This window comes from Mesorhizobium sp. WSM4983 (genome assembly GCF_029625765.1).
Taxonomy (GTDB): Bacteria; Pseudomonadota; Alphaproteobacteria; order Rhizobiales; family Rhizobiaceae; genus Mesorhizobium.
Map to the genome: position 1 here is coordinate 893,146 of NZ_JARTVM010000001.1, position 25,180 is coordinate 918,325.

The 25,180-nt window shown below is 64.8% G+C and carries 20 protein-coding genes and 1 pseudogene; 10 read left to right on the top strand and 11 right to left on the bottom strand.

Going from position 1 to position 25,180, the window contains the following annotated elements; all coding sequences use genetic code 11:
• Positions 1 to 60 precede the first annotated feature (60 nt).
• The 4 genes from P9254_RS04510 to P9254_RS04525 all read left to right on the top strand — a co-directional run bounded on the left by P9254_RS04510 (position 61) and on the right by P9254_RS04525 (position 1,840).
• Entirely contained in the window at positions 61 to 744 is a 684-nt protein-coding gene (locus P9254_RS04510; RefSeq protein ID WP_095783789.1) for a TetR/AcrR family transcriptional regulator, read from the top strand.
• A gap of 116 nt (positions 745 to 860) precedes the next feature.
• Positions 861 to 1,397, top strand: coding sequence for an SspB family protein (locus P9254_RS04515; protein WP_066990875.1), 537 nt, complete (start codon positions 861 to 863; stop codon positions 1,395 to 1,397).
• A 9-nt stretch (positions 1,398 to 1,406) separates the two neighbouring features.
• Positions 1,407 to 1,604 carry a DUF4169 family protein gene (locus P9254_RS04520; protein WP_095802677.1) on the top strand — a complete coding sequence of 66 codons (198 nt, stop codon included), beginning with the start codon at positions 1,407 to 1,409 and terminating at the stop codon, positions 1,602 to 1,604.
• Positions 1,605 to 1,612: 8 nt separating this feature from the next.
• Positions 1,613 to 1,840: a ribbon-helix-helix domain-containing protein gene (locus P9254_RS04525; protein ID WP_095779013.1), complete on the top strand. Its 228-nt coding sequence runs from the start codon at positions 1,613 to 1,615 to the stop codon at positions 1,838 to 1,840.
• A gap of 6 nt (positions 1,841 to 1,846) precedes the next feature.
• On the opposite strand, the gene P9254_RS04530 is transcribed toward P9254_RS04525, so the two are convergent.
• Entirely contained in the window at positions 1,847 to 3,649 is a 1,803-nt protein-coding gene (locus tag P9254_RS04530; RefSeq protein WP_278057339.1) for a chloride channel protein, read from the bottom strand.
• Positions 3,650 to 3,827: 178 nt separating this feature from the next.
• Between P9254_RS04530 and P9254_RS04535 the strand changes: the two genes are divergently transcribed.
• Entirely contained in the window at positions 3,828 to 4,259 is a 432-nt protein-coding gene (locus tag P9254_RS04535) for a MarR family winged helix-turn-helix transcriptional regulator (RefSeq protein WP_066990862.1), read from the top strand.
• A 98-nt stretch (positions 4,260 to 4,357) separates the two neighbouring features.
• Here the strand turns inward: P9254_RS04535 and P9254_RS04540 are convergent, their stop codons facing one another.
• Positions 4,358 to 8,329, bottom strand: coding sequence for an AsmA family protein (locus P9254_RS04540; RefSeq protein ID WP_095802679.1), 3,972 nt, complete (start codon positions 8,327 to 8,329; stop codon positions 4,358 to 4,360).
• An 87-nt stretch (positions 8,330 to 8,416) separates the two neighbouring features.
• The gene (locus P9254_RS04545) at positions 8,417 to 9,829 is read right to left on the bottom strand and encodes an FAD-binding oxidoreductase (protein ID WP_278057338.1); all 1,413 of its coding nucleotides are present in this window, start codon (positions 9,827 to 9,829) and stop codon (positions 8,417 to 8,419) included.
• A 156-nt stretch (positions 9,830 to 9,985) separates the two neighbouring features.
• Here P9254_RS04545 and P9254_RS04550 point away from each other — a divergent pair, with 156 nt between their 5' ends.
• Both P9254_RS04550 and P9254_RS04555 read left to right on the top strand, forming a co-directional pair.
• A complete protein-coding gene (locus P9254_RS04550; protein WP_278057337.1) occupies positions 9,986 to 10,471 on the top strand; it encodes a thioesterase family protein in 486 nt (161 codons plus the stop codon).
• A 145-nt stretch (positions 10,472 to 10,616) separates the two neighbouring features.
• Positions 10,617 to 10,832, top strand: coding sequence for a hypothetical protein (locus P9254_RS04555; protein WP_067323171.1), 216 nt, complete (start codon positions 10,617 to 10,619; stop codon positions 10,830 to 10,832).
• Here the strand turns inward: P9254_RS04555 and P9254_RS04560 are convergent.
• A complete protein-coding gene (locus P9254_RS04560; RefSeq protein WP_067323168.1) occupies positions 10,818 to 11,294 on the bottom strand; it encodes an Lrp/AsnC family transcriptional regulator in 477 nt (158 codons plus the stop codon). The two genes, P9254_RS04555 and P9254_RS04560, sit on opposite strands and share 15 nt — an antisense overlap.
• 88 nt (positions 11,295 to 11,382) lie before the next feature.
• On the opposite strand from P9254_RS04560, the pseudogene P9254_RS04565 reads away from it, so the two are divergent.
• Positions 11,383 to 12,298, top strand: a pseudogene (locus tag P9254_RS04565) (EamA family transporter).
• A gap of 155 nt (positions 12,299 to 12,453) precedes the next feature.
• Here P9254_RS04565 and P9254_RS04570 read toward each other — a convergent pair.
• Complete coding sequence (locus P9254_RS04570) at positions 12,454 to 13,356, bottom strand: dienelactone hydrolase family protein (protein WP_278057336.1); 903 nt, start codon at positions 13,354 to 13,356, stop codon at positions 12,454 to 12,456.
• Positions 13,357 to 13,698: 342 nt separating this feature from the next.
• A complete protein-coding gene (locus P9254_RS04575; RefSeq protein WP_278057335.1) occupies positions 13,699 to 16,011 on the bottom strand; it encodes a glucose/quinate/shikimate family membrane-bound PQQ-dependent dehydrogenase in 2,313 nt (770 codons plus the stop codon).
• A gap of 182 nt (positions 16,012 to 16,193) precedes the next feature.
• On the opposite strand from P9254_RS04575, the gene P9254_RS04580 reads away from it, so the two are divergent.
• Positions 16,194 to 18,893 carry an ATP-dependent helicase gene (locus P9254_RS04580; protein WP_278057334.1) on the top strand — a complete coding sequence of 900 codons (2,700 nt, stop codon included), beginning with the start codon at positions 16,194 to 16,196 and terminating at the stop codon, positions 18,891 to 18,893.
• Positions 18,894 to 18,935: 42 nt separating this feature from the next.
• On the opposite strand, the gene P9254_RS04585 is transcribed toward P9254_RS04580, so the two are convergent.
• From P9254_RS04585 to P9254_RS04605, 5 genes are all read right to left on the bottom strand, one after another.
• Positions 18,936 to 19,988, bottom strand: coding sequence for an ABC transporter permease (locus P9254_RS04585; RefSeq protein WP_095779023.1), 1,053 nt, complete (start codon positions 19,986 to 19,988; stop codon positions 18,936 to 18,938).
• Positions 19,988 to 20,782 carry an ATP-binding cassette domain-containing protein gene (locus P9254_RS04590; protein WP_127240840.1) on the bottom strand — a complete coding sequence of 265 codons (795 nt, stop codon included), beginning with the start codon at positions 20,780 to 20,782 and terminating at the stop codon, positions 19,988 to 19,990. The genes P9254_RS04585 and P9254_RS04590 overlap by 1 nt, the downstream gene beginning before the upstream one ends.
• 86 nt (positions 20,783 to 20,868) lie before the next feature.
• Complete coding sequence (locus tag P9254_RS04595) at positions 20,869 to 21,882, bottom strand: substrate-binding domain-containing protein (protein ID WP_066990822.1); 1,014 nt, start codon at positions 21,880 to 21,882, stop codon at positions 20,869 to 20,871.
• A gap of 93 nt (positions 21,883 to 21,975) precedes the next feature.
• Positions 21,976 to 22,881, bottom strand: a complete 906-nt coding sequence (locus P9254_RS04600) for a sugar phosphate isomerase/epimerase family protein (RefSeq protein ID WP_206519912.1) — start codon at positions 22,879 to 22,881, stop codon at positions 21,976 to 21,978.
• Positions 22,881 to 23,912: a Gfo/Idh/MocA family protein gene (locus P9254_RS04605; protein ID WP_127215480.1), complete on the bottom strand. Its 1,032-nt coding sequence runs from the start codon at positions 23,910 to 23,912 to the stop codon at positions 22,881 to 22,883. The genes P9254_RS04600 and P9254_RS04605 overlap by 1 nt, the downstream gene beginning before the upstream one ends.
• 197 nt (positions 23,913 to 24,109) lie before the next feature.
• Here P9254_RS04605 and P9254_RS04610 point away from each other — a divergent pair, with 197 nt between their 5' ends.
• The gene (locus P9254_RS04610; protein ID WP_095783804.1) at positions 24,110 to 25,135 is read left to right on the top strand and encodes a LacI family DNA-binding transcriptional regulator; all 1,026 of its coding nucleotides are present in this window, start codon (positions 24,110 to 24,112) and stop codon (positions 25,133 to 25,135) included.
• Positions 25,136 to 25,180: the final 45 nt, after the last annotated feature.

A 25,180-nucleotide genomic window follows, 5' to 3' on the forward strand; every position in this document is an offset into this window, starting at 1 on the left:
TTGTGTCTACAAATTTAGACAGCCTTGTCCAATTCGTCAATCATCGCTATATAGTTTTTTATGAAGGTCGGCGTTTCTCCTGACACTTTCCCGCCACGCAGCCACGAGGCCAAGCGCATATCGGTGGTTGATGCTGCCGCTTCGGTCTTCTGCCGCGAAGGCTATGCCGGCGCCAATATCGACCTGATCGCGGCCGAGGCCGGCGTTTCGCGCCAGACCGTCTACAATCACCATGGCGATAAGGAAAAGCTGTTCATGGCCATTGTGCGCGACCTGACGGAGCGCTGCAATGCCGGCATCTTCGCCACCATTGCCACCTTTCCCGACCAGCCCGCCGATCTCGAAGCCGATCTTGTCGCCTTCGCGGTGCGCATGAACCGCAACTGTATCTGCAACCGCGACGGCCGCTTCCTGCGCAAGCTGATCCAGGCCGAGGGCGAGCGCTATCCCGAGCTTTTTGCCGAGTGGCGCGAACAGGGACCGGGCCGCACCTGGTCGGCGCTTGCCGCCCGCTTCGCGCGGCTGGCCTATGCCGGGCACCTCTCGATCGACGATCCGGACGTGGCGGCGCGGCAGTTCCTCGCACTAGTCAACGCCGAGTTGCAGACAACCTTCATGCTCGGCGGCATACCGACGGAGGAAGAGGTGTTGCGCTCAGCGACCAATGGCGTGCGCACCTTCCTGGCCGCCTTCGGCAGGAAGAAAGCGGCAGCCGCCCGGCAGGCCGCCCTCGCCCACGCCTGAGCGATCAAATCGCCGCCAGCCCTCTTGGCCTTAGCTTTCGGCGCCTATATGCGGTTTACGCCGCGCCCAAGCTTGATTACAGCTATGCGGACGATTCAACGGAACCCGACCGTCACATGGCCGACGACCACATCCGCTACGACATTCTGGCCCAGGAGGCATTGCGCGGTGTCATGCGCAAGGTCCTGGCCGAAGTCGCGCGCACGGGCCTTCCGGGCAACCATCATTTCTTCATCACCTTCCTGACCGGCGCGCCGGGCGTGCGCATCTCCTCGCGGCTGCGCGAGCGTTATCCGGAGCAGATGACCATCGTCATCCAGTTCCAGTACTGGGACCTGAAGGTGACCGACACCGGTTTCGAGGTGGGACTCTCCTTTTCCGACGTGCCCGAAAAGCTCGAAATCCCCTTTTCCGCCGTGCGCGGTTTCTATGACCCATCAGTGAATTTCGAACTCGAATTCGACGTCAAGGCGGACAACGCCGCGGAAGACGACGACGCCGCGCCGGCCCCGGAGCTGCCGATCGCGGTCGTGACCGAAAAGAAACCGGAATCGAAGAAAAAGGCCACCGAGGCCGAGAAGAAGCCGGCTGCCGCCGATACCGGCGGCAAGGGTGCCGAAGTGGTTTCGCTCGACGCCTTTCGCAAGAAGTGAGCCGGGGAAATGGGCGAGGTCGTCAATCTCCGCCAGGCCCGCAAGCAGAAAGCGCGCATCGAGAAGGAACGCCTGGCCAGGGAAAACCGGGCATTGCACGGCCGTTCCAAAGCCGAGCGCGAGCGTGACCGGCTGACGTCCGACATGACGGAAAAATTCATGGACGGCCATCGCCGCGAAAAGCCCGGCGATCCGGACCGGCGCTGAGCGCCCGGATGGCCGCTGTCGAAAAACGCTCGGTGACGATCCGCGGCCACCGCACCAGTTTTTCCCTGGAGCAACCCTTCTACGACGATTTGGTGGCGATCGCGACGCAGCGCTCGCTGTCGCTCGCGGCCCTCGTTGCCGAGATCGACGAAACGCGGACACGTGACGCCAACCTCTCCTCCGCGCTGAGACTCTACGTGCTCGCCTGGGCAAAGCGGGGCGGCAAGGCATCTTGACCGGCCTCAGACCGGATCGCCGAGGCTTTCCTGCGCCTTGCGCTTGGCGCCGAAGCTGAGCAGGGCCGAACGGTCCCGTTCCTCGGCCTGCTTTTTCGACCGCACCCGCATCAGGTCCTTCCAGCCGATATAGCCGACCAGCCGTGCATCCTCGCGCGAGACGACCGGCAGATGCGAGACGTTGGCCAGGAGCAGCTTGTCTGACAGTCCTTCCAGATATTCGTCGGGATAGGCGAGCGTGACCTTGCTGCCGGCCAAAAGTTCGCCGAGCGTCGTCTTGCGGTGCTTGCCGGCGCGGCGCCAACGCAGGATCGCCGGCGGATCGATGAGGCCGAGCACATGGCCTTTCTCGTCGATCACAGGAAAGCTCGGATGGCGCGTGTCCGGGGCGGTCAGGAATGCCGCCGCGCCGTGCAGCGTCATCGTCGCCGGCACGCTCTCGACCTTGGTCGTCATCACCTCGCGCACCCTGGTCAGCGCGAAGGGATCGACGCGGTATTCGCGAACGAGGTGGTGTCCGCGCCGCGCCACCTTTTCGGTCAGGATCGATCGCTTCATCAACAGCACGGTGACGGCATGGGCGGTGGCGCAGGCTGCGATCAGCGGCACCAGCATGTGGGTGTTGCCGGTGAGTTCGACCGCGAAGAAGGTCGCGGTCAGCGGCGCGCGCATGGTGCCGCCCATGGTCGCGGCCATCGCCAGCAGCGGCCAGAAGCCGGGCGTCGCCTCGGGCAGGATACCGGCAAGCACCGCGCCCATCGCGCCGCCCATGATCAAGAGCGGCGCCAGCACGCCGCCCGACGTTCCCGAACCCAGCGCCACCGACCAGATAATGGCCTTGACGACCAAAAGCGTCAGCGCTGCCGCCGCCAGCACATGGCCATCCAACATGTTGGCGATGTTGTCGTAGCCGACACCGAGCGCCTGCGGCTCGATCAGTCCACCGATACCGACCACCAGGCCGCCGATCATCGGCCACCACATCCAGTGTATCGGCAGCTTCTGGAAGGCGTCCTCGCAGGCATAGACCATTTGCGTCAGCAAGCCGGAGAGCAGGCCGGCGGCAATCCCGACCAGCACCCAGCCACCCAATCCGGCGATCGACGCTTCCATGCTGCCCGAGAACGGGAAGATCGGTCCGGGCAGGTGCAGCAAGGTGCGTTCGACCTCGGCGATGATGGCGGCGACGGCGACCGGGATGAAGCTGCGCGGCGTCCATTCGAACAGCAGCAGCTCGACGGCAAGCATGATTGCCGCGATCGGCGTGCCGAACACGGTCGTCATGCCGGCCGCCGCGCCCGCAACCAGCAGCGTCTTGCGTTCATTGTCGCTGACCGGCAGCATCTGCGCGATCAGCGAGCCGATCGCCCCGCCGGTCATGATGATCGGCCCTTCGGCGCCGAACGGTCCGCCTGAGCCGATCGAGATCGCCGACGACAATGGCTTCAATACCGCCACTTTGGCGTCGAGCCGCGAGCGGCCGAGCAGGATTGCTTCGATGGCTTCCGGAATGCCGTGGCCGCGGATCTTTTCGCTGCCGAAGCGCGCCATCAGCCCGATGACCAGCGCGCCGATTACTGGAACCAGCACGGCGGCATAGCCGAGCGGCGTGTCCTCGAGCCTGAGCTCGGCCAGTGTGAACTGGCCGAAATAGGCGATGTTGGTGGCGAGCCTTATCAGCTTCAACAGCGCGATGCCGGCAAACAGCCCGGCGGTCGCCACAACGACTGCGATGGCGGCGATGATGAGCACCCGCGGATCGGTGGTGAAGTCGCGGAGATGGCCGTTTCCGGCATGAGCGGATTTCATTTGGGAGCCTGAGCTTTCTGGCGGCGCGGTACCGTCCGGTTGTCGGGCGGCTACATATCGTAACACGATATAATTCTTCAAGGCCGTTTTTGGTGGTTGCTCCGCGTCATTTTGGTCATGGATGCGCCAGGCTTTCATTAGAGTTGAGCTTTGGCCGGAAAGGGCGATAAGTCGTGGCATGACGCATCCGAAGAAACCACGTCCCGCCATCAGCCAGGCCGACTATCAGCGGCTTTCGGAGTTCCGCTACCTGATCCGCCGCTTCCTCGAATTCAGCCAGTTGCAGGCGAATGAGGCGGGCTTGACCCCGCGCCAGCACCAGGCGCTGCTGGCGATCAAGGGCTATCCCGGCGGCGGGCCGGTGGCAGTGGGCGATCTGGCGGAGCGGTTGCGCATCCGCCACCACAGCGCCGTCGAACTGGTGAATCGGCTGAGCGAGGCCGGCTTGGTCGCGCGGGATCAAGACAAGGCCGACCACCGCCGCGTCCTGCTGCAACTCACCCCGCTCGCCGACGACCGTCTCGCCGAATTGTCGGCCGCCCATCTCGACGAGCTTGCCCGCATCGAACCTATGCTCAAGCGCCTGCTTTCGCGGCAGGAGCCGGTTTGAGCGCTACATCCAGCGCTGTCCTTCGCGACGTCTTGGGTGTTTTGTTCGCCCGCGATTCCGGGCGGAACCGCTATGCAGTTTTCCTGGAATAACGAGTTTCAACCGCCGTCCAGCGACTTCAAGAGGTTGTCGATCGTGAACGGATTGGACTTGGGCTTCGGCGGCTCTGGAACGGAACCGTCGTTGACGCCGGGAAGCGACCGGTCGACTTTTGGCGCCTGCTCAGCCGCCCTGCGTTCAGCTTCCAGCCTCGCCTGCTCGGCACGCTTGCGATCCGCCTCGGCCTGGGCTTTCGCGGCTGCGGCCTGTTGTTCGGCCTTTGCCTTGGCGTCGGCATTCGCCGCTGCTTGCGCATCAGCCTCCGCCTTGGCACGCGCCTCGGCCTCGGCCTCGGCCTGAGCCTTGGCATCGGCTTCCGCTTTTGCCCTTGCCTCTTCTTCCGCTTTGGCTTGCGCCTCGGCTTCTGCCTTCGCTTGCGCTTCCGCTTCGGCATTCGCCCTGGCTTCAGCCTCGGCTTTCTGCCGCGCCTCTTCCTCTTGCCGGCGCAGTTCCTCGGCCGCCCGGTCGCGCTCCGTCTGCAGCGCAGCGTAGTAGCGCACCTCGCGCCGCAGCCTCTGCTTCTCGAGCAGCGCCGCCTGCATCGCCTCGACGCGCTGCTGCTCCTTCTCCAGCGCGCGCTGGGTCAGGAACTGCGCCAGCGGCGCGCTGTCGAACTGGAGCGACGTCGCCCCGATCTGGCCTGCAAGGCTGAAGTTCACAGCCGGTTCGGAGCCGACAAGCGCCTCGTCGCCCGGTCGATAGGTGATCGCTCCCTTGGCGGCCAGCGTGCTCGCATCGAGGTCGGCGGTAACTTCCGCCGACAGCGTCGCCGCCGGATTGTCGAGGCTGATCGGCGGCGCCCGCAGCGTGCCATTGGCAACGGTGAAGGGGATATCGGTGTTGCCGGCCGCGAAACTTCCCTGTCCGGCGATCTCAGGCGCGAAGCCGGCGGTCTTGGCGGCATCGATGTCGCGTCCGATTGCATCGGCCTTGGCGATGACGGGGGCAAAAGCATCGGGATTGATGCCGGCGATGGTCAGTCCCTTCAGCGCGGCCGTGCCGGACCCTGACAGGGCGGCGATCATCGCATCGACAGACTTGCCGCTGGTCGACAGCGCGGCCGAAATGTCGCCGCTGCCGCTGATTCCGGCGCCAGGCAGCACTGCGGCAAGATCACTGCCCGCCAGCTTCAACTGACCCGATAACAGGCCGGTGCCCTCCGTGTTCTTGAGCTCGAACAGGCCGGTCAGCGTGCCCTCATAGAGCTTGGCTTTGAGGTCCGAGACACGGATGCCTTCCCGGTCGAGCTTCAGCGACAGCGTCGCGTCATGCGCAGTCGCGAACGGTCCGGCGGCAAGGGCCGCCGTGTTGAGGTCGAGATCGGCGCTGAACGGCAGGGTCGATTTCCGGCTGAACGGCGTCGTCGGCCAGCCACCGTCCTTCCCGGCGAGGAAGGACTGGTCGCCGAACAGCGACACCGCCAACGGATCGAGGTCGAGCTCATCGAGCGCCAGCGCGCCGGCAAGATGCGGCAGTCCGTCTTTCATGTCGGCGTTGACGTCGCCGGACACAGTCGCCTTGTTGATGGCGCCGCTGAGCCCGCTCAGCACCAGAAGCCCATTGCCGAAGTCGGCATCGCTGGCGAGCGAAGCCGACGTCCCGGTGCCCATGCCGGGCAGCCCGACGCCGGTCGTCATCAGCCATGGCTCGATATCGACGGCGTCGAGATTGACCTTGCCCTTGGCGGTGGCGCCTTGCTCTGTCTCGGCGATCGTCCCGTCAAAGCTCGCCCTGAAATCGTCGGCCGTCAGGTTGAAGCTGGTTGCCAGACCGCCGCCCAGCGAGCCTTTGGCCGTGATATCGGTGGTGGCCTGTCCAAGCATGCCGAGCGGCAGCGCCGGCAGGCCGTAGAGTGCAAGCAGCGTGGCGGCGTTCTCGTTCCTGGCATTGAAGGTGATCGATACCGGCGCATCGGGAAGCCGATCCCGCGTCCCCCTGCCCGAAAGCGAAGCCGAGAAAGCGGAACCGCCGGCCTTGCCTTGCGCCGAGAGCGCGAGTCCGGTGGTGCCGTCGCCATTGTCGGCGGCACTTGTCACCAGGTCGATCCGGGCGTCCTGGAACAGCTCCGGATAGGCAGCAACACGGGCAGCAAGGCCTTTCAGAACCTCATTGTCCGGATAATGCTGGGCTGCGACATCTATGAGCGGCTTGAGATCGACGGCCACCACGGATGCGTCGAGCTTGCCGGTCGGGCTTTCCGGAAAATCCTTGATGCGCCCGGTGGCGCTGATCGAAGCGCCGGCGAGCCCTCCGACCGAGAGCCGGTCGATCTCGAGCAGGCCCTTGCGCAGCCTCAACGCCGTATCCACTCTGTCGGCGGTCAGCCCGGCGGCGCTGACCGGGCCCGCCTTGATCTGGAAATCGAGGTCGCGGTCGGAGAAGCGGTTGGCGCCCTTGTCGCTGACGAAGATCGAGGCGAAGGCCGCCAGCCCATCGACGTCGAGCTCGCCGCCCTCCAGCTGCATCAGCACCGAGGGCCTGGCGCCATCGGGCTGGCTGGAATCGATGCGGCCGGAAAATTTCGCCTTGCCGAGGATCAGCTCGAGATCGCTGAACGACTGCCGGTTCTCGCTGAGATCGACCTTGGCCTTGAAGCCCGCCGCCGGCAGACGGCGGATCGCGTCGTCGACATCCTTCGACAGCCAGGCGGCGAAACCGGACGGCTGTCCGACGGCAAGCAGCAGGGATCCGGTGAAGCCGAAATGGTTCTCGACGTTCAGCATGCCGTCGGCTTCGAGCGTCGCCCGGCCCGGCAGTGTCGCGGCAAGCGACTTCACCGACCAGCCGCCTTCGGCCGGCTCCGCCGAGAGCCGCACGTCGCGAACCGTGGTATCTCCCGCCACCACCGCCGGCAGCCTGACCTCGACCGTGCCCGGTATGGTCGGCTTCGGCATGTGCTGAAGCGTCTGCTCGAACGCCGCGATGCGCTGGTCGAGCGTCAATCCGGCACCTGCGGATGCGCCCACCGCCTCGTCGAACTGCACCTGCGCGCCGCTCGCTTCGATCGAAAAACGCGGTTTCAGGCCGAGATCGACCGAGGCCTTGCCGTCGGCGGTATAGGGGTTGTCGAGCGGTCCGGTCTCGAAGCGGAATTCATCGACACCGAGCTTCTGATGGTCGAGCGCGAATTTGCCGTTCAGCCGGAAGCCGGGATCGGGCTTGCCGGCGCTGACCTTCACGGGCTCGCCGTCAGTGCCGCGCAATTCGGCCGAGCTCCTGTCGGCCCCATTCTTGTCAGAGGCCGAAACCTTGAACTGACCGGAATAGACCGCCGCGCCTTTGACGATGCCGGCATTGCCGTCTGTCTCGATGATGAGCGGATAGGCATCCGGGTCGGCTTTGAGTCTGACCCGCATCTGGCCGTCGGCTTCCGTTCTGCCGGTTGAGGCCGAGACTTCCGTGCGCAGGCCGTCGAAGCGCAGCGAGCCGTCCATCCGCCACGGGCCGGCGAGCGACTTTGCCGAAACGGTCGAGTTGATCTCGGAGATGAAATGGCTGCGCCCGCCGGCGGCATGGCGCAATTCGATCTGCCCTTCGGTCACCGTCAGCTTCTCGATCGCGATCTGTCCGGGATCGAAGGGCGTCGACGGCCGGATCGCCCAGTCGACCGTGCCGTCGCCGGCAACATCGATGGTCGCCTTCGGATGCACCAGCCGCATGTCGAAGATCAGCAGTTCGCCGCGCAGGAACGGCGCCAGCTCCGCGTCCATGGAGAAGGTCTCCATCGTCATCGCCGGCTGTCCACCAGGGCCGCCTGCGACCTCGACATTGGAGAAGGTCACCGAAGGGAATGGCAAGAGCCGCGCGGTCGCGTCGCCTTTCACGGTCACCTTGCGACCGAGGATGGTGCTCGCCTCGCGCTCGAAATCGGCGCGGTAGCCGGTCCAGTCGACGAAATACGGCACCACCAGCGCCGCGCACAGCACCAGCACGAACAGGCCACCGAAGATCACGAACAGGCGAGCGAGCATCGGCCCCAAAGCCTAGGATTAAGTCAGCCGCACTCTACCCGCATCCGCGCGGCGATAAAGAGGCAATTCGGCTGCAACCCTCGGCGTCTAGGCTCTCGGCAAGATCTTGCCGGGGTTCATGATGTTCAGCGGATCGAGCGCCTGCTTGATCGTTCGCATGACCTCAACGCCATGGCCGAGCTCATGGCGCAGGAAGCCGACCTTGCCCTGGCCGATGCCGTGCTCGCCGGTGCAGGTGCCTTCCATGGCGATCGCCCGCATGTTGAGCCGCGCGACGAATTTTTCAGCGAGTGCGATCTCCTGCGGGCTGTCCACATCCATCAGCACCAGCACATGGAAATTGCCGTCGCCGGCGTGGCCGACGATCGGCGCGATGAGGCCCATTTCGGCAATGTCGGCTTCGGTCTCCGTGACGCATTCGGCAAGCCGCGAGATCGGCACGCAGACATCGGTCGACAGCCCCTTGGCGCCGGGGCGCAGCGTCAGCGACGACCAGTAGGCGTCGTGCCGCGCCTTCCAGAGCTTCGTCCGCTCCTCGGCGACGCTGGTCCACAGGAACGGTCCGCCGCCATTCTCCTCGGCGATCATGCCGAAAGTCTCGGCCTGTTCGGCGACGCCAGCGTCGCTGCCGTGGAATTCGACGAAAAGGCACGGGCCCTCGGGGTAGTCGAGCTTCGAATAATTCTTCATCGCCCGCATCTGCAGCGCGTTGACCAGTTCGATGCGCGCCACAGGGATGCCCATCTGAATGGTCGCTATCACTGCGTTGCAGGCCACCTCCAAGGTCGGGAACGGGCAGACGCCGCCGGAGATCGCCTGCGGAATGCCCTGCAGCCTGAGCGTCAGTGCTGTGATGATGCCGAGCGTGCCTTCCGAGCCGACCAAGAGCCGCGTCAAGTCGTAGCCGGCCGAGCTCTTCTTCGCCCGTTTGCCGGTCGTCACTGCCTCGCCGTCGGCCATCACCGCCGTCAGCGACAGCACGTTGTCGCGCATCGTGCCGTAGCGCACGGCATTGGTGCCCGACGCCCGTGTTGCCGCCATGCCGCCCAGCGAGGCATTGGCGCCGGGGTCGATCGGGAAGAACAGGCCGGTGTCGCGCAAATGGCGGTTGAGATCCTCGCGTGTCACTCCGGGCTCGACCGTGCAGTCGAGATCCTGCGGATTGACCGAGAGGATGCGGTTCATGCGAGAGGTGTCGATGGATATGCCTCCGCCCGGCGCATTGGTGTGGCCCTCGAGCGAGGAGCCGACGCCGAAGGCGATGACCGGGACGCGGTGCGCGGCGCAGGTGCGCACGATCTCCTGCACCTCCGGCGTGGTTTCGGCGAAGACGACGCCGTCCGGCGCCTGGGTCGGGATGTAGGTGGTGGTGTGCGCATGCTGGTCGCGGATCGCCTCGCCGGTCTGAAAACGCTCGCCGAACCGCTGCTTGAGGATGCCGAGTGCGGCGGCGATGCCTTTCTCGTTGCGCTCGACGGGGTTGAGGTCGCTCAAAGCCATGAATTCCTCCGCGAATGGACCAGCGGCCACTCTTGTAATGCAGCTATGGATGATGCCTAAAGCAATTCCAGGAAAAGAGTGAAGCACCGGAATTGCGCCAGAGCGAAGAGAACCTCACCAGCCAGGCCATGTCCAGCGACGATCAAGGAAAGCCAGATGACGATGCCCGCGCCGATCATTTCCAGCCCGATGGCGATCGAGAAGGACTGGATCGACTATAACGGCCATCTCAATATGGCCTATTACAACGTGCTGTTCGACCGCTGCTCGGACCAAGCGTTCGAGCTGATGGGCATGGGACCGAACTATGCCAGGGACCGCCGCCTCACCATCTACACAGCGGAAGTCCATGTCTGCTACGTGCAGGAGCTTCACCTCGACCACAAGGTGAAGGTCTCGTTCCAGCTCATCGACCACGACGAGAAGCGGCTGAGGGCCTATCAGGAGATTCGCCACGTCGATGGCTGGCTGGCCGCGACGTCCGAGCAGCTTGCGCTGCATGTCGACATGGCCGGGCCGAGAGTCGCTCCCTTCCCGGCCGATGTAATGGCACAGGTTGAAGCCATGCGCGCCGCCCACGCCGCGTTGCCGATGCCGGAGCGTGCCGGCCGTTCGATCGGCATCAAACGCAGGAGCGCTTGAAAACCCGCACACCCGCGTTAACCTTACCAAGGTTTTAACGTGAACAAGCCGATCGAGTCTGTTGAACGACTCAGTGGCGCGTTCGAAAACCGCCGCACCGGGTTTACGCGCGGGCGGCAGGCGGAATGCGGTGCGAGGACAGTGCATGAAAACCGACATCAAGGTCGAAGTGGAGCGGTTGGCGGCCGATCCGCGCATCACCGACTATGATTTCTGGCGATCGTTGAAGAACGTCAACAACGAGATCTTCCACATCGCCAACAACAACGAGCCCATCCCCTTCGACATGATCCGCTGGCGCGCGATTCTCAAGCAGGCGCGCATCAGACGCGGTCACACTGAGCCTTCAGCGCTCCCTTAAACTGCCAAGCGGCGAGCGCGCCTCGACCGGCGACGACTGTATGATGGCGGTGTTGGTCATCGCATAGGGAATAATTTTGTCGATCACCCGCTCCAACTCGGCCACCGAGCCGACATGCGCGAGCGCGATGAAGCAATCCTCGCCGGTCACTCGGTCGCATTGGGCGATTTCCGGCAGGTCGCGAATGATCCCGGCCACCACGGCAAGCTGCCCCGGGACCGGCCTGATTCGCAGCCATGCCGACAGCTTCATGCCGAGCGCCGTCGGATTGATCTTCACCGTATAGGCTTCGATCACGCCATTCTCCTGCAGCTTGCGAATGCGTTCGGCCACGCTCGGCGCCGAGAGCCCGACGGCGCGCGCCAGTTCCGCCGTGCTGGTGCGCGCATCCTTTTCCAGGAGTCGCAGGATTTTCAGGTCCGCCGCATCCAGCTCGCCATTTTCATTTCGAAGGCGTTTCAAATAATTCTCTTTTCTTCAGAAGGTGAACGGTGATCGGAGCCGTGCATCATCCATATAAGTCGCGAAGTTCGCCTGCGATAATGACCCTATGAATTCTGAAGCGCAAGTTCATCCGACAAACCGGGCCGGCAGCGACACCGACGCTGCACGCCCTGCCCTCGCCGGACTGGCCGATGCGGTGCCGCCGCATGTCTGGTTCTGCGTCAGCGCGATCTTCCACTATCTTGGGCCGGCCTTCGCCGTGCTGCTGTTCGCTCAGGTCGGCGTGCTCGGCATGGCCTGGCTGCGCATCGCCACGGCCGCGCTCGTCTTCGCGCCGCTTACCAGGCCATGGGCGGTTTTCACGCGCGCCGACCGCTCGGCCCGCCTGCTGCTGTTGGCCTTTCGGCGCCTGCCTGGCGGTGATGAACTGCGCCTTCTATCTGGCTCTAGACCGCCTGCCGATCTCGCTAGTCGCCGCGATCGAATTTGTCGGCACCATAGGCGTCGCGATGGTCGGCCTCAGAACCCCGCGCAATTTCGCGGCGCTCGCCATCGCTGTCGCCGGCACGTTGCTGCTCATCGATGTCAAGTGGTCGAGCGATCCCGTCGGCCTGTTCTGGGCTTTTCTCAACGGCGCGCTGTTCATCGGCTATATCGTTTTGGGCCACCGCATCGCCCGAACTGGCCTCGGCATCGCCGGCCTCGGCACCGCCATGGCGATCGCCTTGCTCGTCGTGCTGCCGGTCGGCTTCAGCGAGGCGCTGCCAGCCTTCTCGGCGCCGCAACTGCTGATCGCCGGTATCGGCGTCGGCCTCTGCTCCTCCGTCATCCCCTACATTTGCGATCAGCTCGCCATGGCGCGGCTGGCGCGCGCGAGCTTCGCGCTCATGCTATCGCTCTTGCCGCTCACCGCGACCCTGATCGGCGTGGTCGTGCTCAGGCAGGTTCCGAGCCTCACCGATTGCCTCGGCATCGCGCTGGTTGTGGCGGGCGTCGCCATGCACAAGCCAGCGCCGGAGTGATCCGCCGCCGTCGAGGTGTGTTGAGCTTCAGGTCAGGCCGAGCCGAGAATGGTGGATTCCGAGAACCGGAGCGGAGCGTACTTTGAAGTACGTGAGCACCGGAAGCGCAGGAAGCCGCCATTCGCAGGCCGGGCTCACCTGAATATCAACACACCTCAGGCCAGTTTCTCCTTAAGGAAGGCGACCGTCCTCCCCCAGGCCAGATCGGCCGCCTTCTTGTCGTAGCGCGCGGCCGAGGTGTCGTTGTTGAAGGCGTGGTTGGCGCCGTCATAGACATAAACGGTGTATTCGATATGCGCGGCGTCGAGCGCCTTCTTGTAGGCGTCGATGCCGGCATTGATGCGCTCGTCCAGCCCGGCATAATGCAGCAGCAGCGCCGCCTTGATCTTCGGCACATCCTCGGCCTTCGGCTGCATGCCGTAATAGGCGACGCCGGCGCTGAGGTCCGGCGCATTGACGGCGAGCGTGTTCACCGTGCCGCCGCCCCAGCAGAAGCCGACCGCCCCGACCTTGCCGTTGCTGTCTTGGTAAGCCTTGAGATAGGCGACCGTGGCTACGCCGTCGGCCGCGACTTGGGCAGCATCGAGCTTGCTGAACATGTCGCGCGCCTTGTCCTCGTCGGCTGGCGTGCCGCCGAGCGGCGACAGGAAGTCCGGCGCCAGCGCGACGAAGCCTTCCAGCGCCACGCGCCGGGCGACGTCGCGGATATGCCCATTGAGCCCCCGGTTCTCATGGACGACGATCACCGTGCCGAGTTTGCCGGAGTGATTCGCCGGCTTGACCAGATAGCCCTTCATCTCGCCGCGGCTGCCGGGATAGGTGATGTCCTCGCCCTTCACCCTCGGATCGTTCTCGGCGACGATCGCCGCCTTGGCCGAATTCGCAGCCAGCATCGGCGCGATCGCGGCGGCCGCGGCGCCCGATCCAGCGAGCCGAGTCAATTGCTCCATGAAGCGCCGCCGGTCGAGCGTCAGATGCGTATATTCGTCATAGGCATCGATCATCGCCTGAGTGACGATGGGCTGTGTGACGACAGGCTTGGCGACAGGTTCGGTCATGGCTCTCCTCGACGACTGTTTGACGCGCAAGATAGGGTTAGAACGCGCACGGTCCAGTCATCCGCCGGCGACAACGGCACTCGATCCGAACTTCGACCATGACGATTGCCGGTGGCTTCTGCATCCATCACATTTTGGTCATTCCGAAAAAGTTGATGGTGCTGTCACGGTGGGACGGGAAACTGCGGAGCGGCCCCGCCCGGTCCGAAAGGCAAAAAGGGGAATGCCGGGAACGTGATGGCCGCCGGCGTAGCGGCTGGCTGAGGCGGCGCTTGCTGTCGTCGCTGCAGGCGCTTGGCCACGTGCTCGGCGAAAAAGGCCGGCGCGATTGGATGTCCTCGTCTACTTGGGCAGCGTGTAAGCCATCACATAATCGCCCGGCTTGGTACCGACCGAGCCGTGGCCGCCGGCGACGATGACCACGAACTGGCGGCCGTCGGCGACGGTGTAGGTCATCGGTGTCGACTGGCCGCCGGCCGGCAGCCTCGCGCGCCAGAGCTGCTTGCCCGTCGTAAGGTCATATGCACGCAGATAGTCGTCGACGGCGGCCCCGAGGAAGGCGACGCCGCCGGCCGTGATCATCGGCCCGCCGATGCCTGGAACGCCGACCTTGAGCGGCAGGGGCAGCGGCGTCATGTCGTAGACGGTGCCGTTGCGATGCTTGTAGGCGATCTGGCCGGTTCTCAGGTCGACGCCGGCGACATAGCCCCAGGGCGGCGCCTGGCAGGGAATGCCGAGTGGCGACAGGAATGGCCCCATCACCACCGCGTAAGGCGCGCCCTCATTGCGGTTGAGCCCCTGCTCGCTGCCCTTGGTGTCGCCGGGCGGCGGCACGTCCGCGCGCGGAATGAGTTTCGACGTGAAAGCGAGATAAGTCGGCATGCCGAACATCACCTGTCGCACCGGGTCGACCGCGACGCCGCCCCAGTTGAACACACCGAAATTGCCGGGATAGACCAGCGTGCCCTGCAGCGAGGGCGGCGTGTAGCGTCCCTCGTAACGCAGTCTCTTCAGTTCGATCCGACACGCCAGCTGATCGAACATGGTGATTCCCCACATGTCGGCGCCGGTCAGCGGCTTCGGGTTGAACGACAGGTCGGAGGACGGCTGCGTCGGCGAGGTATGGTCGCCTTCGATCGCTCCGCCCGGTGCCGGCACTTCCTTCACCGGAATGATCGGTTCGCCAGTGCGCCGATCGAGCACATAAAGATCGCCCTGCTTGGTCGGCCCTACCAGTGCCGGCACCACGCCGCTCCCCGTCGTGATGTCGACCAGCGTCGGCTGCGCCGGCACGTCCATGTCCCACAGGTCGTGATGCACCGTCTGGCGCACCCAGCGCAACTGTCCGGTGTTGAGGTCGAGCGCAGTGATCGAGGAGGAGAATTTTTCGACATCGGCGCTGCGGCCCATGCCGAGCTGGTCGGGCGTCTGGTTGCCGAGCGGCAGGTAGAGCAGGCCAAGCTTCTCGTCGGCGCTCGCCGTTGACCACATGTTGGGCGAGTTGTTGGTGTAGTTCTGCCCCGCCGGCAGCGGCGTCGTCTGATCCGGTTTGCCGGAATCCCAATTCCACAACAGCGCGCCGGTGCCCGCGTCATAGGCGCGGATGACGCCCGACGGCTCCTCGGTCGAATAATTGTCGTTGACCGCGCCCCCAACGATGATCTTGCCGGCGAGGATGAGCGGCGCCGAGGTCGAATAGTAATAGCCCGACTTCGGAAAGGGCATGTTGGCCATCAGGTTCAGCGTGCCGCCTTCGGCGAAGGACGGACAAACTTGCCCGTTCGCGGCATCGAGAGCGATCAGCCGGGCGTCCGAAGTCGGCAGGTAGATGCGTGCCGCGCAGGGCTGGCCCGCCGCGATCTTCGCATCGGCGTAATAGGAAACTCCGCGGCAGGTCTGGTGCTGGCGGTTGGGATCGAGCTTGATCTTCGGGTCGTAGCGCCATTTCTCCTTGCCGGTCGCGGCATCGATGGCGATGGCGAAATTGTGGGGCGTGCAGATGTAGAGCGCATCACCGACCTTGAGTGGCGTTACCTGATAGGTCGTCTCGCCGATGTCGTCCGGACCCTTCATGTCGCCGGTGCGGTAGGTCCAGGCCGGCTGCAGCTTGGCGACATTATCCGGCGTGATCTGAGCGAGCGGCGAGTAACGCTGGCCGAACGGCGTGCGGCCGTAGAAATGCCATTCGCCCGCCGGCATGTCGCCGCCGAGATTGGCCGTCGGCGTCACCTTATCGGTGGTGAGCGTGCCGCCGATGTCCTTCGGATCGGCGGTCATCGAATAGCCAGCCACTGCAAGCGATGCGAGCACCGCCAGGATGAGCGGAGCGCGTCCGTCCGGACCGGTGAATCCCCGCCTGGCCCATGGCGTCAGCAGCCAGAGCGCGATGAGAACGATGATGCCGCCGCGCGGGCCGAGCTGCCACCAATCAAAGCCGGTTTCCCACACCGCCCAGCACAGCGAGGCGAGCACGATCGCGGCATAGAGCCAGAGCCCTGTCGATCTGCGGCGGAAAACGAGCCAGGCGGTGATCAGGAAGGCCAGTCCGGTAATCAGGTAGTACCAGCTGCCACCCAACGTCACCAGCCAGATGCCGCCGCCGCCGAGGACCAGGCCGATAAGCAAAAGGACGAGGGAGGTGATGGTGACAGCCAAGACGATACTCCTTCGACTGTTGCGCGCTTGCGGCGCCTCTGAGGCAACGGCTTGCCGTCCCTGCCCTGTTGGCAGCTTTCTCTCGCAAGTTGCGCCTGTCAAGGCGGCCCCGAACAGGAACAACTAGAACAAAACGGAGACACTTCTGGCCTTTCGCTGCCGAATCACTACATTCGGGGGCGATGTCCGGCTTTTCGGAAGACATGCCCTTTTTTGACGAACCGAATGCGCGGCCCGCCGCCCCATCCGGCCTTGCCGCGCGCGCCATGGCCGCACGCAACGCGCAGAACCGTGCGCCCGATTATCTGAACGGCCTCAATCCCGAACAGCGGCTCGCTGTTGAAACGACCGAAGGCCCGGTTCTGGTGCTGGCCGGCGCCGGCACCGGCAAGACGCGGGTGCTCACCACGCGAATCGCCCACATCCTTGCCACCGGCAGGGCCTTCCCCTCGCAGATTCTCGCCGTCACCTTCACCAACAAGGCCGCGCGCGAGATGAAGCAGCGCATCGGCTTGCTGATCGGCGAGCAGAATGTCGAGGGCATGCCCTGGCTCGGCACCTTCCACTCGATCGGCGTCAAGCTGCTGCGCCGGCATGCCGAGCTTGCCGGATTGAAATCCGATTTCACCATCCTCGATACCGATGACGTGGTGCGGCTGATCAAGCAGCTGGTCCAGGCCGAAAATCTGGACGACAAGCGCTGGCCGGCCAAGACCTTCGCGCAGATGATCGACAACTGGAAGAACAAGGGCCTTGGCCCCGACGAGATTCCGGAAGGCGACGCGCGCAGCTTCGGCAACGGCAAGGGGCGCCAGCTCTACAAGGCCTATCAGGAGCGGCTGCAGACGCTGAATTCCTGCGACTTCGGCGATCTCCTCTATCACCCGATCCGCATCTTCCGCGCCTATCCGGACGTGCTGAGGGACTATCACCGCAAGTTCAAATACATCCTGGTCGACGAGTACCAGGACACCAACACCGCGCAATACATGTGGCTGCGCCTGTTGGCGCAGAGGCCGCAATCCTCCCCCCTTGAGGGGGAGGTGTCCGCGAAGCGGACGGAGGGGGTCGCCGCGGAAGGCGCCGCCCAGTCATCAGGCGCCGGAGCGTCGAGCACTGCCGCGAGGACCCCTCCCGACCGGGCTTCACCCGGCCACCCTCCCCTCAAGGGGGAGGGAAACCGGCGTCAATCCACTGTCAACATTTGCTGCGTCGGCGACGACGACCAGTCTATCTATGGCTGGCGCGGCGCCGAGGTCGACAATATCCTGCGCTTCGACAAGGATTTTCCCGGCGCCACCATCATCAGGCTGGAGCGCAACTACCGCTCCACCGCGCATATACTGGGTGCGGCTTCGCATCTCATCGCCCACAATGAGGGCCGCTTCGGCAAGACGCTGTTCACCGACCGCAACGACCCCGAGGACGACAAGGTGCATGTCCATGCCGCCTGGGATTCGGAGGAAGAGGCGCGCGCCATCGGCGAGGCGATCGAGGCCTACCAGCGGCAAAAGCACAACCTCAACGATATGGCGATCCTGGTGCGCGCGTCCTTCCAGATGCGCGCCTTCGAAGACCGCTTCATCACGCTCGGCTTGAGCTACCGAGTCATCGGCGGCCCGCGCTTCTACGAACGGTTGGAAATCCGCGACGCGCTGGCCTTCTTCCGCGTCGTCGCCAACAGCGGCGACGACCTTGCCTTCGAGCGCATTGTCAACGTGCCGAAGCGCGGGCTCGGCGAAGCCACCATCCGCCAGATCCACGACACCGCGCGCGCCATGCAAATCCCGATGCTTGAGGCCGCGGCGACACTCGCCGAAAGCGACGAGTTGAAGCCGAAGCCGCGCGCCGCGCTGCGCGAGGTCGCGGCCAATTTCGAGCGCTGGCAGAAGGCGCTGGAGACCACGCCGCACACCGAGCTCGCCGAGACCATCCTCGAGGAGAGCGGCTACACCGACATGTGGAAGAACGACCGTTCGGCCGAAGCGCCCGGGCGGCTGGAGAACCTTAAGGAACTGATCCGCTCCATGGAGGAGTATGAATCCCTGCGTTCGTTCCTCGAGCATGTCGCGCTGGTCATGGAGGCAGAGCAGGGCGAATCGCTCGATGCGGTCTCCATCATGACGCTGCATTCGGCGAAAGGGCTTGAATTCGAGACCGTATTCTTGCCCGGCTGGGAGGAAGGTCTGTTCCCGCATCAGCGCGCGCTGGACGAAGGCGGCCGCTCCGGCCTCGAGGAAGAACGCCGCCTCGCCTATGTCGGCCTGACGCGCGCGAAAAAGAACCTGCACGTCTGGTTCGTCTCAAACCGCCAGATCCACGGCCTGTGGCAATCGACCATTCCGTCGCGTTTCGTCAATGAATTGCCGGAAGCCCATGTCGATGTCGCCGATGGCGGCAATTCCTATGGCGGCTATGGCAATCCCTATGGCGGCGGCTCCTTCGCCTCAGGCCGCGGCGGCGGCGGCCGGCAGAATCCCTACGGCGCCTCGCGCTTCGACAATATCGGCGCGGAAAAATCCGGCAGCTTCTCCAACACCTATGCGACACCCGGCTGGCAGCGCGCGCAGGCGAACCGCACCGAAGCGACCGACCGCAACTGGGGCACACGCTCCGGCCACCAGGTCGAACGCATCGGCTATGGCGAGACCGACAGCGGCTATGGCGCCGGCCGCACCTCGGTGAAAGGCCGCACCATCGAAGGCGAGCTGGTCGCCAAATCGGTCGCCGACACACCTTCGCCATTCAAGCTCGGCGACCGCGTCTTCCACCAGAAATTCGGCAACGGCAATATCGCCGCCATCGACGGCAACAAGCTGACCATCGACTTTGACAAGGCCGGCCAGAAACGTGTGCTGGACGGGTTTGTCACCAGCGTTTGAGCGGCGGCCGCCAACGGATTACCGTCCGAAAACCGCAGCCTCTCAGCGATACCGCGCCTGGTTCCATTTGTGGCCGAGCAGGGACAGGATGATGATCAGCCCGTTGAAGAACTGCACGTAGAAGCCGCTGAGGCCCGCGGCGACGACGCCGGTCTGGATGAACGACACGGTGACCGCGCCGATCGCGCCGCCGACCACTGTGCCGATACCGCCCCAGGTCGGCGTGCCGCCGACGAACACCGATGCCAGCACCGGCAGCAGGTAGCCGTCGCCCGCCGTCGGCCACCAGGTGAAGTTGATCATCACCGAGAAGGTTCCGGCGATCGCCGCCCCGATGCCGGTGAAGACGAACACCTTGACCCGGACGCGCTGAACGTCGATGCCCATTTGCTTGGCGCTGTCCGGATTGTCGCCGACCACCTTGACCTGGGCGCCGAAGCGGTGGCGGTTGTAGAGCAGCGCCGAAAACACGACGAAGGCGATCGCCCAGAAGATCTGCACCGGGATGCCCCAGAGCTGGCCGGAGAAGATCGCGTAAGCTGAGCTGTCGGCCAGACTGGTCAGCGCCGTCGACTTGCCCTCGTTGATGATCTGGATCAGCCCGCGCAGCAGGAAGTTCATGCCGAGCGTGGCAATCAGCGACGACAGGCCGCCATAGACCACCAGCGATCCGACCAGGAAGCCGAGCAGCGTGCCGGTGAGAAGCGCCGCGGCGATGCCGAGGAACGGATCGTAGCCGGCCTGCACGACGATCGCGAAGGCCCATGAGGCGAAACCCATCGTCGCCGGGAACGATAGGTCGATCTCGCCGCAGGTGACTACGAAGACCAGCGGCACGACAACGAACAGCGCGACGGGAAGCGTCGTCAGCACCGAGCTGTAAAGATACCAGGTGGTGAAGACGGTCGGGTTGGCGATCATGAAGATCGCCATCATGACGATGAACACGGCGAGCGTGCCTAGCGCCGCGCGATTGTCGAGGACGAAGCCGCGCAGCCAGTGATCGGAAGGATGACTCCACTGCTTGCCTGATTCTGTCGGGCCGCTTGCCCTTCCCAGAGGTGTTTGCAGATCGGGTTCCATGGCCTTGCTCATCACGCTCTCTGCTCCGCTCCGCCCGCCTCGTGTAGCCCTGGCAGGCCACCCGGATGCGCGATCTCTTCCATAAAGTTGATGAGGTCGTCGGCTGACTTGACCTCGCTGCGGTCAGCCGTCAACGCCACCTTGCCGCGGTCGAGCACCACGAAGCGGTCGGCGATGTCGAAGACATGATGAATGTTGTGGCCGATGAACAGGATCGAGCGGCCACTCGCCCGCACCTGGCGCACGAAATGGAAGACCTTGGCGGTCTCCGTCAGCGACAGCGCCGTCGTCGGCTCGTCGAGGATAATCAGCTCCGCCTGCTTGTAGATGGCGCGCGCGATCGCCACACCCTGACGCTCGCCGCCCGAAAGCTGGCCGACGATGGAATGCGGCGTGAACACTTTCGAGGTGAAGCCGATCTCACGCATCAGCCGGCTTGCCTCCTCGATCTCCTTGCCGACCTTGAGCCAGCCCATGAAGCCGGTCAGCTCGCGGCCCATGAAGATGTTGCGCACGATCGTTTGCTGCACGGCCAAAGCCCGGTCCTGGAACACCGTCTCGATGCCGGCATCGCGCGAGCGGGCGGCACTCCATCCGGTCACCGGCTTGCCGCGTACGAGGATGTCGCCGCTGGTCGGCTTGACCACGCCGGATAGGATCTTGATCAGCGTCGATTTGCCGGCGCCGTTGTCGCCGATGAGCCCGACCACCTCGCCGCGGTCGACGCTGAGGTTGACGCCGCCCAGCGCATAGACCTGGCCATAGGATTTCGTGATGTCGCGCAGTTCGATGATGCGTTCGCCCATGCGATCCTCGCTTGAACTGTCTGTCTGCCGGCCGCTTGCCGGCGATCCGGCCGGCCGGGCGTATTCCCGGCCGGCAGCCTGGGAGGTTAGCGCAGCGCCTGCTTGGCGAGCTCCGAGACGACCTGATAATTTTCAGGCGTCACGAAACCGGCGCCGGTGTCGACATTCATCGGCGCCAGTCCGAGCACCACCTGCTGGCAGAGGCTGAGGATCGGCAGATAGCCCTGCAGGAACGGCTGCTGGTCGGCCGTGAGCTGCACCCAGCCGCCCTTGAAGCCTTCGACGATCTGCGGGCTGGTGTCGAAGCCGAAGTTGAAGATGTCGCCAGGCTTGCGTCCCGCCGCCTGCATATAGGTGGCGACGTTGCCGAGCATCTGTCCGCCGGGATAGCCGACCGCCTTGACGTCGGGGTGGTTGAGCAGAGCCGCGGTGATCACCGGAATGGCGAGGTTCGGATCGGACGCCCACTCGCCGCTCGGCGGCGAGGACAGCTGGATCACCTCGACACCCGCCTCCTTCAGCGCCGCGACCGTGCCGCGCTCGCGCGCACCGCGATTCTCGTTCTCGAACGGGCCGATCATGATCGCCTTGTCGCCGGCCTTGAGCTTGCCGAGCTTGAACGCCTCGGCGCCGAGCGCGCGGCCCTGCTGCTCCTGCTGCGCGCCGACATAGCCGCCGCCGAATGCTTCCACCACCTTCGGCACCGGCACGTTCTGGTACATCATCTTGATGCCGTCCTTATGCGCCTGCTCGGCCAGCGGCATGATCGCGGCATCGCCCGGATGGCCCATCATGGCGATGCCTTGCGGCTTGACCGCGACCGCCTCGCGCAATTGCTGCACCATCTTCTCGACATCCCACTGGGAGAAGATGTAGTCGACCTTCGGCCCAAGATCGGCCGCCGCCTGCTTGGCGCCATTGTAGACGATGGTGCCGAAGGCGTCGCCCTCGGCGCCGCCGACGAAGAAGCGGATATGGACGTCCTTGCACCATTGGGCGTCAAGCGCCTTTGCCGGCAAGGTGGAGATCGAGGCGCAGAGCGCCGCGGCGGCCGCCACGACGGTCGAGCGCAGAACAGTCCTTCTGGTCGTGATGCTCATGCACGTTCCTCCCTTTTGGTCCCTCGCAACGGAGGGTTTCGACGATTGCTTCGGCCGTAGTCTTGGTGGCCGGCTCCTCCCGCCGGCCGGTCCTCACACCGGATTGGGCAGGTAGCTGGCTCCTCCCCTGCACTGCTTCAGATAGCCCAGCGCCCGCACCTGACCGGTCATCTCGAGGTCGCCGCGATAGACCGGGTCGTGCCAGCCTTCGATGTCGATGGCGCCCTTGTAGCCGGCCAGCCGCAATTCGCTGATCACCCGGGTCCAGTCGCTGTCGCCGAAGCCGGGGCTGCGCATCTGCACGAATGGCAGGCGTCCGAACACGCCGTGCTCGCGGATCACGTCCCAGCGCACGGTGGCGTCCTTGCCGTGGACGTGGAAGATACGCGGCGCCCATTTGCGAATCTGCGGAATCGGGTCGATCAGATAGACGAGCTGGTGGCAGGGCTCCCATTCGAGCCCGAGATTGTCGTCGGGCAATTCGTTGAACATCAGCTCCCAGGCGTCCGGGTTGTGGGCGATGTTCCAGTCGCCGCTCGCCCAGTTGCCGTCCATCGCACAGTTCTCGAAGGCGATGCGCACGCCCTTGTCGGCGGCGCGCCTGGCCAGCGGCCCCCAGACCTCGCGGAAACGGGGCAGGCTGTCGGTCAGCGGTTTGCCGCGCAGCCGGCCGGTGAAGCCGCAGACCATCGTGGTGCCGAACAGATGTGCGTTGTCGATGACGGTCTCCCACGCCGCGAGCACGCCGCGGTCGACCTCGCCGTTCTCCAGCGGATTGCCGAACACGCCGATCGATGAGACGGCGACGTCCGCATCGCCGATCGCTTCGCGGATTTCGCCCGCCAGGCGCTTTAGGTCCTTGCCGCCCAGCGTCTGCCAGAAAAAGGGCTGGATGCTCTCGAAGCCGAGCGGCAGGATCTGTTTCACATAGACGGCCGGGTCGTCGAGATTGGCTCGCACCATGGCGCCGATCCTGATGTCGAGAAGCGGGTTCGGCATCACGGCGTTTCCTTTGCGATTGCGACGCGGCGTCCGGTCTCTGCGCTTTCGATGGCGCCAAAGACCATGGCTAGGCTTTTGATGTTGTCGGTGCCGCGCGTCTCCGGTTCGGTGCCGGTCTCGATCGCGCGCATGAAATCCTGGATGATGCCGAGATGGCCGTCGACTCTGTCGGCCGCGTCGAGCGCCGGCACCTCGATCGACTGGGTCTTGTCGATGATACCGTCGCGGCCGGATGCAACCACCTCGGCCTTCAACCCGTCATGCCCGTCCCACAACAGGCTGCCGCGCTCGGCGACGATGCGCCAGCTGCCTTCCCAACTCGTGCGGAAACCGTCCGCGCACCAGGAGCCGGCATAGGTGAAGACCTTGCCGCCGCCGAAATCGAACACCGCGCTGGCCGACGAGCCCTGACGGTACCAGGAATTGGCAGGCTCCCACTCCTGGCAATAGACGCCGGCCGGTTCGCCGGCGACCATGTAGCGGGCGGCGTCGAACGTGTGGATCGCCATGTCGAGCAAAAGCACGTGGCGCATCTCCTCGCGAAAGCCGCCGAAGTGCGGCGCGACGAAGAAGTCGGCATGGATGCTGGTCGGCTTGCCGATGGCGCCGGAATCGAGGAACCGCCGGATCCGCCTGACATTGGCGACATAGCGCCGGTTCTGAACCACGGCATGGACCCGCCCCGCGCGGCGCGCCGCTTCGATGATGGCGCGCGCATTTTCTGGGCTGTCGGCAAGCGGCTTTTCGGTGAGCAGATGGCAGTTATGGGCAAAGGCCGAAAGCGCGACTTGGCGCCGCGCAGCAGGAACCACGACATCGAACACGGCATCGGGCCGGGTCTGATCGAGAACGGCATCGAGGCTGGTGCCGATGACGGCATTGGGGAGCTCGTACTCGCGCGCCCTCGCCTGCGCCCGCTCGGCATCGAGATCGACAAGGCCGGCAATGGCAAGCCCGTCGATCTGCCTCGCGGCATCGAGCCACTGCCTGCTCATGGCTCCGCACCCGACCAGGACGACCTTCATCATCCAGCGCTCCTCCTCCGCTCGGCCCCTCCAGGCCGAGTGTCACGGCATTTCCGGCTTCACCGTAAACGTTTTTCCGTAAACGTTTACGAGAACACACCCGATGGCGTAGAATGTCAATCACCTGCTCGCGAAAATCGACATCCACTGCTTGGCCTGAAGGACGGCCGGTGCTAGCGAAGTCAGGGGGAGAACCTGCCTTGGCGTCCAGCATCCACGATCTCGCGCGTCACCTGAACATTTCGATCGGCACCGTGTCGCGCGCGCTGAACGGCCGCGCCGACGTCAATGCGGAGACGCGCCAGCGCGTGCTCGAGGCGGCCAGGAAGCTGAACTATTCGCCCAACCAGTCGGGCCGCAGCCTGCGCCAGGGCGCCACCCGCTCGATCGCCTTCATGCTGCAACCGCATCCCGGCGACCAGCAATATGGCGAGCCGTTCTTCATTCCGTTCCTGACCGGCCTGCAGGCGCGGCTCGCCGAGCATGAGTTGGATCTGATGGTCGTCATGGGCGAGCCCGGCCAGTATCAGCAGGAGCGGCTGCGCCGCGTGGTTGAGACGCGCCGGGCCGACGCGGTCGTGTTGGCCAATACACGGCGGGAAGACGATCGGATCGACTATCTGAGCAAGGCCGGCTTTCCCTTCGCCACGCTTGGCCGAAGTCAATCCGGCGGCGACACCTATCCTTCGCTCGATATCGATTTCGAGAGGGCGGGTGATGAAGCCGTCGACCGGCTGGTTGCGCGCGGCCACCGCCGCATAGCTGCCATCCGCCCTTCGCTTGATCTCAACTTCGGCTACCTGTTCCTCGACGGCTACCGCAAGGCTCTGAAACGGCATGGCATCGAGGTCGACCCCGGCCTGATCGCCGACGGCTTCATCAACGAGACCGGCGGCTACCAGGTGACGCCGCGTGTGATGCTCTCCAAGGACCGGCCGACAGCCATCATCTTCAACAATGACGCGATGGCGCTCGGCGGCTGCAAGGCACTGGCCGAGATGGGCATCAGGCCCGGCCACGACATCGCGGTGATCGTCATCGTCGACACGCCGCTCTGCCGCTACTTCTCGCCGACGCTGACCGCCTTCCGTCCGGCGCTGGAGCCGATGGGCCGGCGGCTGGCCGAGATGCTGCTGGCGTCACTCCCGGCCCATGCCGGTCCGGAGGGGCCACGCACGATCCGCGAAGTCTGGCCGCTGGAGCTCGTCGCGCGCGAGAGCGATTGAGCACCTCTCCTTCTCCCCTTGCGGGAGAAGGTGTCGCCGAAGGCG